This window comes from Flavobacterium sp. ST-158, from assembly GCF_058309975.1.
This window is the reverse complement of sequence record NZ_JBZEEN010000001.1, coordinates 364,319-377,221: the sequence shown is the minus strand read 5'-3', so window position 1 is coordinate 377,221 and position 12,903 is coordinate 364,319. Positions and strand designations below refer to the sequence as shown.

Genomic DNA, 12,903 nt, shown 5'->3' with positions numbered 1-12,903 from the left:
TCAAATAGTTTCTTGAAAAATCATATATTTACTACAATTATTACTTACTAATTTAGTTGCTGCTTAAATACTAAATTGTTAGGTCTATTATTTAACGCTTTATTTCTAAAAAAATGAAAATAAAAGGATTTGTTTTTGTGTTTCTTTCTTTTTTAATGATTCAAGGATGCTCTAAAAAATCAGCTTCTAATTTTAATTCTGATTTCGCTCTATTTAAAGGCTTTATTTCTAATTTTTCGGGAGGAATTGTTTCGACAAAATCAGATATTCGAGTTGTTTTAGGCTTTAATAAAAGTGAATGGAAAGCCAATCAGGTTTTAGATAGCGATTTATTTGATATTTCGCCAAGTGTAGATGGAAAAGTCATTGCTTTATCTGGAAATACAATTGCTTTTGTACCTAAAGGGAAATTAAAACAAAATACAGCTTACCAAATTACCTTGCATTTGTCCAAGTTGATAAAAACTCCAAAAGAATTGGAGGATTTTAATTTTACGGTAAAAACGATAAAGCAGGATTTTATAGTTTTGACAAATGACATACAGTCGTATAGTAAAGATTCTCAATACCTAAATTGTGTTTTAAAAACGGCAGATGTTATCGATTTAGAATCGGCTATAAAACTTGTTTCGGTAAAGCAAAATGGAAGTAATTTAGCAGTTAAATTCGATAAATCAATCCGTTCGGGAACAGAATTTAACTTTATTATTGATAAAATTCAGCGTCTAAGCACCGAGAGTAAAGTTGAAATTGATTTTGATGAGAGTGCTATAGATGCTGACGATAAAGATAAAATTGAGTATGCAGTTGCGGCAAAGAATGATTTTAAAGTCATAAAAGTGGATGTTCCGGAAGGGAATAATCAAACTTTGGCCATTAATTTTTCGGAGCCTTTGTTGAAAGGACAAGATTTTAGAGGATTAGTTTCGATACAAAATGCGCGAAATTTAAAATTTAGTGTACAAGGTAATTTATTGAAAGTATTTTTCAACAATCAAGCTGAAGCTGATTCTAATACAGTTAGTGAGGCTTCGGTTGCCAGTGATAGTGCTTCAGTAACTCCTGTGGTGACTTATGTAGCGCCAAAAGGAGTGCAACCGCAACTACTATCGGGAGAATTATTAGTAGAAATTTTTAGAGGTATAGAAAGTGTATATGGTCAAAAAATGAACAAAGATTACGCCACTAAAATTTCTTTTGATCAAATAAAACCAGGGGTTCGTTTTGTGAAAAATGGAACTATTTTGCCAAGTTCTAACAATCTTAAACTTAATTTTGAAGCTGCTAATTTAAGTTCGGTTGATGTCAAAGTATTTAAGATTTATAAAAATAACATTCTTCAATTTCTGCAAGACAATCAAATAAATGGGAATCAAAATTTACAACGAGTTGGGCAGCCTGTAGCAAAAACAACGATCAATTTAAAAGAAAATTCATTGGTTAATACCAGTAAATGGAATACTTATGCCTTAGATTTATCTCAAATAATCATGCCTGAACCAGGTGCTATTTACCGAGTAGAATTTTCATTTAAAAAAGCATATTCTTTGTATAAGTGTGCTAATTTAGTTCCTGATGAAAATCCGGAACCCGAAGAAGAAATTGACGAAGATGATGTGAATTATAGTAATTCAAATTATTATGATGATTACTATTATGACTATTATAATTGGAACGAAAGAGATGATCCTTGCTCGAATTCGTATTATTATAACAATAGAATTGGAACTAATATTCTAGCTTCTGATTTAGGAGTAATTGCAAAAAGAGGAACTGATAAATCTTATTTTTTTGCTGTGAATAACATTGTTACTACTGAACCTGTTGCTAATGCTAAAATCGAATTGTACAGTTTTCAGCAACAAAAACTAGAAGAGAAAACCACAGATAGTGATGGAATTGCTACTTTTCAACTGAATAAGTATGCTTATTTTGCCATTGTCACCGAAGGTAAAAGTGCCACTTATGTGAAGTTGGACGACGGGAATTCATTATCAGTAAGTAATTTTGATGTAGCTGGAGAGACTTTGCAAAAAGGTTTAAAGGGCTATATTTATGGAGAAAGAGGCGTTTGGCGTCCAGGAGATAATGTCTATCTTTCATTTGTATTAAACGATGCAGCGAATAAATTACCAGCATCACATCCTATAAAATTGAGGATTTCTGATCCTAATGGCAAAGTGATTTATCAAACGGTTCAAAAATTAAACGATTTAAATCACTATGCCTTTGTTTTTAAAACGGATGCTGATGCACCAACAGGAAATTGGGAAGCCATGGTAAGCGTAGGAGGAGCAAGGTTTTATAAGAGTTTAAAAATTGAGACCATAAAACCCAATCGCTTGCGCATTAAGAATAGTTTTAAAAATGCGGTACTTTCGGCTTCTTATCCCAATTCTAGTAATCTGGAAGTGACTTGGCTTCATGGCGCAGTGGCTAAAAATTTAAAAGTGGAGATGCAAGCTAAATTTTCGCAACAGCAAACTAAATTCAAGGATTTTCCCAACTACGTTTTTGATGATTTGGTTCGTAAATTCAACACAGAAGAGATTAATGTTTTTTCTGGAAAAGTAGATGAAAATGGAAAAGCTAGTGTTGTTATTCAACCCAAATTGCAGGAACAAGCACCTGGAATGTTAAAAGCGGCATTTATTACTAAAGTTTATGAAGAAGGAGGAGATTTTAGTTCGGATGTAATTGCCACTACTTATTCGCCTTATAAAACCTATGTAGGACTTAAATCTCCGGAACCTAATAAGTACGGTACTTTAGAAACAGGAAAGAATAACCGATTTGATGTTGTAACTGTTAATGAAAAAGGGAATCCGGTAGCGGTAAAAAACCTTGAAGTGAAAATTTTCAAGGTCGAATGGAGATGGTGGTGGGATGCGTCCGAGGACAATCTTTCCAATTATAATGCTTCTAATGCTACAACATCTTATAAAACAATAGTTGTAAATACCGATTCCAAAGGGAAAGGAAGTTTTCAATTTTCAGTTGGCGAAGAGGAATGGGGAAGGTATTTAGTGCGTGTTTATGATGCAACAGGAGGGCATGCAACGGCACAAACCGTTTTAATTGATTGGCCTATTTGGTCCGGAAAAACAAGAAATACCGATGCAGCAACCGCAAATATGTTGGTTTTTTCAACGGATAAGAAAAGTTATTCGGTAGGTGAAAAAGCGCAAATTTCTTTTCCGTCAAGCGAAGGAGGAAGAGCTTTAATAGCTATTGAAAACGGAACAAAAGTGATACAAACGCTTTGGGCAACGACCCAAAAAGGAGAAACTAAAGTAGAAGTGCCGATTACTTCGGCTATGGCGCCAAATGTATTTTTTAATATTAGCTTGTTGCAACCGCACGCGAATACTAAAAATGATTCTCCAATAAGAATGTACGGAATTGTGCCAATTGCTGTGGTGGATAAAAACACGATTTTGGAACCTAAAATTGCAATGCCTGAAGTCCTGAAACCGGAACAAACATTCAATGTTAAGGTAAGTGAAAAAATGGGTAGGGAAATGACCTATACAATTGCAATTGTTGATGAAGGTTTGCTAGACTTAACTCGGTTTAAAACACCAAATGCTTGGGATAGTTTTTATAGTCGTGAAGCTTTAGGGGTAAAAACTTGGGATGTATATGATGATGTTATTGGTGCTTATGGCGGAAAAGTAAATCAGATTTTCAGTATTGGAGGAGATCAGGATTTAGGTGGTGGAAAAGCTAAAAAAGCCAATCGTTTTAAACCCGTTGTTGTTTATCTTGGGCCATTTGTTTTACCAAAAGGAGGAACGAAAACGCATCAAATAAAATTACCTAAGTACATTGGGTCTGTGCGAACAATGGTAGTAGCAGCAGACGCCAAAACAAGTGCTTATGGAAGTGTAGAAAAAGCGACTCCTGTTAGAAGTCCTTTGATGGTTTTGGCTTCATTACCAAGAAAAATTTCTCCTTCAGAAAAAGTAACCATTCCAGTTACTGTTTTTGCTATGGATAAAAATGTAAAAAATGTAAGTGTTCAGATCAAAACCAATAACGGATTAAAAGTGGTTGGTGCAACAACACAAACATTGAGTTTTTCTCAACCAGATGAGAAAATGACTTATTTTGATTTAGAGGTTGGAGGAAAAACAGGAATTGGAAAAGTGACTATTACGGCAATTTCTGGAAAAGAGAGGGCTTCTTATGATGTTGAAATTGACATGACCAATCCAAATCCGATAACAAATACTTTTGAAGATATTGTTCTGGAACCACATAGTACTAAAACCATTTCGTGGAAAACCTTTGGAGTTTCGGGGAATAATAAGGCACAACTCGAAGTTTCTTCTATGCCAACAATTGATTTTAATAGAAGGTTACAGTATTTAATTACGTATCCTCATGGTTGTGTGGAGCAAACTACTTCCTCTGTTTTTCCACAATTGTATCTCAGTGATGTGGTGGATATTGATGGGATTCAGCAACAAAAGATTCAAAAAAACATTACTGCGGGTATTGTTAGATTAGGAGGATTTCAGTTAGCAAATGGAGGCCTTTCTTATTGGCAGGGAAATACAATTGCAGATGATTGGGGAACTTCTTATGCGGGACATTTTATGATTGAAGCCGAGAAAAAAGGCTATGTTTTGCCTATTAATTTTAAATCAAAATGGATTGCTTACCAACAAAGACAAGCGAAACAATGGCGATTTGTACCACAATATGGTAACGATTTAGCGCAAGCCTATAGACTTTATACACTTGCTCTGGCAGGAGTTCCTGATTTGTCTTCGATGAACCGATTAAGAGAAACCGCAAATATTTCTAATGAAACCAAGTTGCGATTGGCTACTGCATTTGCATTAGCAGGGCAAAAAGCAGCAGGAATATCTCTGGTTTTAAAAGCTGATATCGATTCTGAAAAAACGAATTATGGTCGTTATTATTACTATGGTTCAAGTGATAGAAATAGAGCGATGACTTTAGAGACTTTGGTTTTGTTAGGTTTAAAACAAAAAGCATTTGAAACAGCTAAGCAATTAGCTGAAAATCTAGCAAGTGACCAATGGATGAGTACACAAACTACTGCTTATTGTTTGTTTTCGATGTCTAAGTTTGCAAAGAATAATGGTAGTAAAGGAATTGCTGTTCAGTATAATAAAGATGGAAAAGCTCAACTTGTAAAAACAATGAAGTCTATCGCTAACCGCACTTTAGAGGTTAAAATGGGAGATAATTTGGTTACACTAACCAATACTAAAGATAATACAATCTATGTTCGAGTGCTAAATAGCGGGGTTCTTCCTGTTGGTGAAGAGCAAGTGGTGCAAAATAATTTGGATGCCAATATCATTTTTAAAAACCGTAAAGGAGCTGTTATTGATGTTTCTAAAGTGAATCAGGGAACCGAATTTATAGCTGAGGTTACGGTTAAAAATTTAAAAAATGAACGAGTTGAAAATGTGGCTTTATCTCAAATTTTACCTTCCGGTTTTGAAATTGTCAATACGAGATTTACCGATTATGGGGATGCAATTAATAACGTAGCTGATTATATTGATATTCGTGATGATAGGACTAATTTTTATTTTAGTCTTCAAGCGCATGAAAAAAAGGTGTTTCGAGTGCTGTTGAATGCATCTTATCTTGGAAATTATTATTTACCAGGCTTACAATGTGAAGCGATGTATGATCATTCCTTTTTGGCTCGAACAAAAGGACAATGGGTTGAGGTTGTAAAGTAACAGCTTATAAGACCTAACAGGTTTTTGAAACCTGTTAGGTCTGTAGAATGATTTCAAAAAAAACACCTAACAGGTTTTAAAAACCTGCTAGGTCTATAAATAATAATTTTGTAGATGAAAAAAGATGTTTTTGAACCAGGAGCCTATTATCATGTTTACAATAGAGGGAATAATTCAGAAAATATTTTCCTTGAAGAGCGGAACTACAATTATTTCTTAATGTTGATACAGAAATATCTCCTGCCAATTGCCGATGTTTATGCCTATTGTTTACTCAAAAATCATTTTCATCTCTTGATTAGAATCAAAGAAATGGAGGAGTTGCCGGCAAAATATCAGTTTAAAGTTCATTTGCCTTTTTCTAATATGTTTAATACTTATGCAAAAAGTATTAATAAAACTTATGGTAGAGTTGGGAGTCTGTTTCAAGAACATTTGAAAAGGAATCGTGTTGAAGATGAAGAATATTTAAAGCAATTGGTCATTTATATTCATCTAAATCCTGTAAAACACAAGTTTTCTAATAATTTTGAAAATTATCTTCATTCTTCTTATCGTTCGTATCTGTCTAATAAAGAAACTAATGTTCAAAGAGATTTCATTCTAGATCTATTTGGAGGGTTAGAAAATTTTAGATTCCATCATGATGAAAGTAAACTAAAATATGAAGGCATAATTGCTGAAATTGATAGAATAGATGATTAAAATGTTTTTATAGACCAAACAGGTTTTTACAACCTGTTTGATCTATAAATATAAATAACAATACTTTGAAAGATAAATTTATTGCGTTTTTGCAACGCTTTATTCATTGGATAAAACAAAATAAAATTAAATCATCAATAGCTTTTTTGCTATTGGTGGTTTATTATTTTTCATTGCCAATAACTTTATTTCAAGAACCTTATTCTACAGTTATTGAAAGTAAAGAAGGAGAATTACTTGGGGCAAAAATTGCCAGAGACGGACAGTGGCGTTTTCCGGAACAGGATAGTATTCCTTATAAATTTAAAAAATGTATTGTTTATTTTGAAGACGAACATTTTTATCAGCATCCTGGGTTTAATCCGGTTGCTATGTTTAATGCAATGAAGCAAAATAGTGCCGCTGGGAAAGTAGTTCGTGGGGGAAGCACATTAACTCAACAAGTCATTCGTTTGTCTAGAAAAGGAAAAAGCAGAACCTATTTTGAAAAAATAATTGAAGTGATTCTTGCTACAAGGTTAGAGTTGCGTCATTCTAAAGAAACAATTCTGGGGTTGTATGTGGCTCATGCTCCTTTTGGGGGAAATGTAGTAGGACTTGAAATGGCTTCATGGCGTTATTTTGGTGTGCAATCTCATCAATTGTCATGGGCTCAATGCGCTACTTTAGCGGTTTTACCCAATGCGCCAAGTTTAATTTATCCAGGGAAAAACCAGCAAAAATTACGAGAGAAACGCGATCGATTGTTGTTGAAATTGGAGAAAGAAGCTGTCATAGATAAACAGACTTATGAACTTTCGATAGCCGAACCATTACCTCAAAAACCATTTGATTTACCACAAATAGCTCCTCAGTTGTTGCAACGAGTTGTTAGAAATCATGAAGGTGAACGTGTAAAAACAACAGTAGCAGTCGAATTGCAAAACAGAGTCAATCAGATTGCTAAATATTATTACAATCAATACAAACAAAACGAAGTCTATAATTTGGCTATTTTGGTAGTGGATATTTCCAATAGAAACATAATAAGTTATGTAGGCAATTCTCCCACAGATAACAATCATCAAAAAGATGTTGATATTATTGATGCGCCCAGAAGTACAGGAAGTATTTTAAAGCCCTTGCTTTACGCTGCAATGCTGGATGATGGAGAATTGTTACCTAATACTTTAGTTCCAGATATTCCAACGCAAATTTCAGGTTATGCGCCTCAAAATTACAATCTTACTTTTGATGGTGCTGTTCCTGCACATAGAGCTTTGTCCCGCTCTTTGAATATTCCCGCTGTTTTGATGTTACAAGATTTTGGAGTAAATAATTTTTATGAAGAATTGCAAAAATTTAAATTGCGCGATATATCTAAAGCTCCAGATCATTATGGGTTATCATTAATTTTAGGGGGCGCCGAAAGCAATCTTTGGGATTTGTGCAGAACTTATGCCGGTTTGTCTTCAACAGTAGGTTATTTTAATGCAAATCAGGGGAAATATAGAACTAAAGAGTTTTCGGAATTGAATATTCAACATGATTTTAAAACCGATTTTGGAAAACAAAGCAACCAAAAGACAATTTTGGGAGCAGGATCCATTTGGTTAACCTATAATGCAATGGAAGAAGTCAATCGTCCAGAGGGAGACGAGGCTTGGAAATTTTATGACAGTGCTTTAAAAATTGCTTGGAAAACAGGAACTAGTTTTGGTAATCGGGATGCTTGGGCTATTGGAACAAATTCAAAATATGTAGTTGGGGTTTGGGTAGGAAATGCTACAGGAGAAGGAAGGCCTACTTTGACTGGAGTTACAAGTGCAGCACCTATTTTATTTGATGTTTTTAATTTATTGCCAAGAAAAAAATGGTTTGCTACACCATACAAAGATTTGAGAGAAGTTGAGGTTTGTGCTTTGAGTGGTTATTTAGCTCAGGAAAGTTGTCCAAAAATAAAACAATTAGTTGCTTTAAAAGGAAGTTCCACAGCTATTTGTCCCTATCACAAAATAGTTCATTTGGATAAAACGGAGCAATTTAGAGTAAATAGTAGTTGTGAGAATGTTGAAAATATGGTGGTGAAGAATTGGTTTGTTCTGCCGCCGGTTATGGAATGGTATTATAAAAGTCACCATATAGAATACCAATCGTTGCCTCCGTTTAGAGCTGATTGTGCTGCAACAAATACGGCATCAATGGATTTTATTTATCCTAAAACAAATAGTAAAATATATTTGACCAAGGATTTTAATAGCAAAATCCAGCCTGTGATTTTAAAAGTAGCGCATTCGCAAAGAGAAACAAAACTATTTTGGTATGTTGATAATGTATTTAAAGGAGTTACAAAAACCTTTCATGAAATGCCTGTAGAAGTAAATTCAGGGATTCATTATATTACCGTGTCAGATGAAAACGGAAATGAAATTAATAGAAGAATTGAAATTATAAGAGAATAACTGTTATTTCTTCTTTTTAACCGCACTTGGCTTGATGTTTCTTTGTTTTTTAAAATAATTAGAAAGATGACTTTCATCGGTAAAACCAAATTCGTAAGCAATTTGCTTCATGGATAATTGCTTGTTTAAAATTCGTTTTTCAATTAATTGCGTTTTGAGTTTGTTACAATATTCCCGATAACTTATCGTAAAATTTCGTTTGAAATAAGTGCCAAAATAACTCTGAGAAATATTAAAATGTGCTGAAATTGTTTTTATTTGTACCAGTTTTGGTTTGTAAATATTCTGATGAATGTAAGAGATGATTTGGTCGTTATCTACTCCTGAATGGGCAATTTTTATATTTTGCTGTTGTAAACTTTCTTTAATTAACCCAAAAATAGATAGGATTTGGTAAAAAGCAATGGGCGAAGTCGAAATGTTTGAATTATTGTTATAAGTTCGGATGTTGTCGATAGTATTTTTTAATATTACAGCATATGTTTCGTCCAGTTTTAAAACATTTTCCTTCAGAGATTTATTCCTCATGAAATTTTCGGGTGTGTTTAGTAAAAACTCGTCGCAGGAAAGTTTTTTATTCGAATTAAAATAAGTATCGGTGAATTTTATAAAGAAAAAGCGTGTTCGTTCCTGAATATCAAAATAATGTTCGTCATCTGTTGAAAGCACAAATAAATCACCAGCTTGATATGGAAGTAAATTGTTGTTTAGACGATGAATTCCACATCCTTTGATGATATAAATAATTTCATAATAAGTATGACTGTGCGCTGGAAGATGAAATTGGTCTTCTTCAAATTCGTCAATGACTAAGGTGTCAAATTGATTTAATTTTCTCATAACCGATAGTTGCAAGTTTATGAGGTAAAATTACAATTTTATTGAATTACTGGTCTATAAATTTGCAGTGTAAAATAGACGTTGCAGTAAAATCAATGCTTCGTTAGTATTAATTTTTTTAGAATAAAAATGAAAAAGAGTTTGCTTTCACTCTCTTTGGGTGGTTTGACTATAGGAATTACGGAGTTTGTGATGATGGGAATACTACCTGATATTGCTTCTAATTTAAAAATAAGCATTCCTGTTGCAGGACATTTAATTTCGGCTTATGCACTTGGAGTAGTCATTGGTGCACCATTGTTAGTGATTCTTACTCGAAATTTGCCTCCTAAAAAAACGCTTTTGATTCTTGCTATGATGATAACGGTTTTTAATTCGCTTTCTATTATTGCACCTAATTATGAATTTCTTTTTGCGGTACGATTGCTGTCGGGACTGCCACATGGAGCTTTTTTTGGTGTTGGAGCGGTAGTGGCTAGTAGGCTTGCAGATAAAGGAAAAGAAGCCCAAGCCATTTCGGTTATGTTTGCCGGATTGACTATTGCGAATCTGATTGGAGTACCTATTGGTACATTTATAGGGCACCATTTCTCATGGCGTTATACGTTTATTATTATTGCTATTGTTGGAACTTTGACTGTGGCTTCACTTTATTTTTGGATGCCCAATGTGGAAGCTAAAAACAAGGAAGGTATGATGAGTCAGTTGCAGTTTTTTAAGAAAGCCGAAGCTTGGTTGGTGATTCTTATTACCGCCATCGGAGCTGGAGGTTTGTTTTGTTGGATAAGTTATATTGCTCCATTGTTAACTGAAGTTTCTGGTTTTGCTGCTTCCAATGTGCCTTATATTATGATGCTTGCTGGTCTAGGAATGGTGTTGGGAAATTTTATTGGAGGGAAATTAGCCGATAAATATTCAGCTGAAAAAACAATAATTATTTTGTTGACCGTTATGGCGTTTGATTTGTTGATGGTATTCTTCTTTTCTACAAATCCATATGTGAGTTTATTGTTAGTGTTTTCTACAGGATGTATTGCATTTGCTGTAGCGGCACCCATCCAAACACTGATGATCCAAACAGCAGTAGGAGCTGAGATGATTGCTTCGGCAGCTATTCAGGCGGCATTTAATACGGGAAATGCATTAGGTGCTTTTTTAGGTGGATTACCTTTGATTGCAGGATTTAGTTATGCTTCTCCTAATTTGGTGGGAATTACCATGTCTATGCTTGGTGTGTTATTTACTGTCATTTTTCTACAAAGAAAAAGACGTGTTTTGAAGCTGGCAAGTATTTAAATTTTAGAAAATGTTTATTTGGAATCAAAATTCCTAGCCCAGATAGAAGGGGAAATCCTTTATTGTTTTTCTTTAAAACAATAAAGATTGTAACGGATAGCTGGAAAAAGTTCCATGTAAAAGTGAAATTAATTTAATTGTGCGATTGCTTCTTGCCTCGCAATGACGCACAAAAAAACCGCTAATCTTTCGAAAAGCGGTTTTTTGTTTAGTCTTTTATAGCATTTCCTTGTTTGTCAAAGAAATGATATTCTAAATACGTGTAAGCGTCACGTGGTATAATTTTCACCCATTTTTTATGTTCAAAAAACCATTTTGAACGTAATGATGGAAAACCTTTACTGAGGTAAGCAGCCACAAACGGATGTACATTTAGTACTACTTTTTTGTGGTTTTTTAGAACTCTTTCCAGGTCAGATTGGATTTTGTCGATAATTAAAATTGGCGCTTCAATTTCGCCTTTAATATCGTTTGGATCTTCTTCTCTGGTTTTAATATTTCTTTCTGGTCTTACTCTTTGTCTGGTAATTTGGACTAATCCAAACTTACTAGGAGGTAAGATTTTGTGTTTTGCTTTATCGTCGCTCATTTCTTCTCGAAGGAAGTCGAACAAGACTTTGCGATTTTCGGGATTTGACATATCGATAAAATCGATTACAATAATACCGCCCATATCGCGCAAACGCAATTGTCTGGCTATTTCGGCTGCGGCAATCATATTCACTTCCATGGCTGTGTCTTCTTGATTAGTCGCTTTATTAGAACGGTTTCCGCTGTTTACGTCAATAACGTGTAGTGCTTCAGTGTGTTCAATAATAAGGTAAGCTCCTTTACTCATGGAAACGGTTTTTCCAAAGGAAGTTTTGATTTGTCTCTCTATATTGTATTTCTCGAAAATGGGTGTGTCGTTTGATTGATAAAACTTCACAATAGATTGTTTGGATGGTGCAATTTCTTGCAAATAATCCTTTGTTTGTTGGTACAACTCTTCATCATCTATTTGGATACTGGTAAAAGTATCGTTAAAAACATCTCTAAGAATAGAGGAAGCTCGGTTGAGTTCGCCTAATACTTTTGAGGGATGATGAGCAGTTGGTAATTTCTTACACATTGCAGTCCATCTGCTTAGCAGGTTCTGCAAATCTTTTTCTAATTCGGCTGTATTTTTGCCTTCGGCTACTGTGCGAACAATAACACCAAATCCTTTTGGTTTGATGGATTGTACAAGTTTTTTTAGTCTGTCTTTTTCTTTTTTGTCTTCTATTTTTTGAGAAATAGACACACGATCAGAGAAAGGAACTAATACAATAAAACGTCCAGCCAGAGAAAGCTCAGCGCTAATTCTCGGTCCTTTGGTAGATATTGGTTCTTTTACAACTTGTACTAAGATAGATTGATTGGCGTTTATTACATCGGTAATGGTCCCATCTTTGTCTATCTCTTTTTCAAACTGAAAGTTTTTTAGGGAGAAATCTTTTATTTTACCTGCGCTTACAAGTTTTATGAATTTCAGTTGGGAAGTTAGATTAGGTCCTAAATCGTGATAATGTAAAAAGGCATCTTTTTCAAAGCCTACATTTACAAAAGCAGCATTAAGTCCGGCAACAGGTTTTCTTATTTTGGCAATAAAAATATCGCCTACTTGAAAGTTGCTTGTCTCTTCTTCTTTGTGTAATTCAATTAGTTTTCCATCTTTTAATAAGGCAAAATCTACGGAATCAGAACTAGATCTAATGATTAATTCTTTATTCACGTTGTAAATTTTTATCCAAGAATTGGTTGTTAGTTGTTAGTTGTTAGTTGTTGGTAAAAACCATCAGCCATTAACTATTAACCATCAACTTCTACAAGGATGGATTAAACAATATTTTGAACAGGTATTAACCCGGAGG

At 34.1% G+C, this 12,903-nt stretch carries 6 protein-coding genes; 4 read left to right on the top strand and 2 right to left on the bottom strand.

Annotation, left to right across the window (positions count from 1 at the left end):
- Window positions 1-113 precede the first annotated feature (113 nt).
- The 3 genes from AC4FRF_RS01590 (at window position 114) to pbpC (ending at window position 8,875) form a co-directional block, all read left to right on the top strand.
- Window positions 114-5,729: an alpha-2-macroglobulin family protein gene (locus AC4FRF_RS01590; RefSeq protein ID WP_491157691.1), complete on the top strand. Its 5,616-nt coding sequence runs from the start codon at window positions 114-116 to the stop codon at window positions 5,727-5,729.
- A 114-nt stretch (window positions 5,730-5,843) separates the two neighbouring features.
- Window positions 5,844-6,434, top strand: a complete 591-nt coding sequence (locus AC4FRF_RS01585; RefSeq protein ID WP_491157690.1) for a transposase — start codon at window positions 5,844-5,846, stop codon at window positions 6,432-6,434.
- A 65-nt stretch (window positions 6,435-6,499) separates the two neighbouring features.
- A complete protein-coding gene (gene pbpC / locus AC4FRF_RS01580; protein WP_491157689.1) occupies window positions 6,500-8,875 on the top strand; it encodes a penicillin-binding protein 1C in 2,376 nt (791 codons plus the stop codon).
- Window positions 8,876-8,878: 3 nt separating this feature from the next.
- Here the strand turns inward: pbpC and AC4FRF_RS01575 are convergent, their stop codons facing one another.
- Window positions 8,879-9,715: an AraC family transcriptional regulator gene (locus AC4FRF_RS01575; protein WP_491157688.1), complete on the bottom strand. Its 837-nt coding sequence runs from the start codon at window positions 9,713-9,715 to the stop codon at window positions 8,879-8,881.
- 129 nt (window positions 9,716-9,844) lie between these two features.
- Between AC4FRF_RS01575 and AC4FRF_RS01570 the strand changes: the two genes are divergently transcribed.
- Complete coding sequence (locus AC4FRF_RS01570) at window positions 9,845-11,011, top strand: MFS transporter (RefSeq protein ID WP_491157687.1); 1,167 nt, start codon at window positions 9,845-9,847, stop codon at window positions 11,009-11,011.
- 208 nt (window positions 11,012-11,219) lie between these two features.
- On the opposite strand, the gene AC4FRF_RS01565 is transcribed toward AC4FRF_RS01570, so the two are convergent.
- A complete protein-coding gene (locus AC4FRF_RS01565; RefSeq protein WP_491157686.1) occupies window positions 11,220-12,764 on the bottom strand; it encodes an Rne/Rng family ribonuclease in 1,545 nt (514 codons plus the stop codon).
- Window positions 12,765-12,903: the final 139 nt, after the last annotated feature.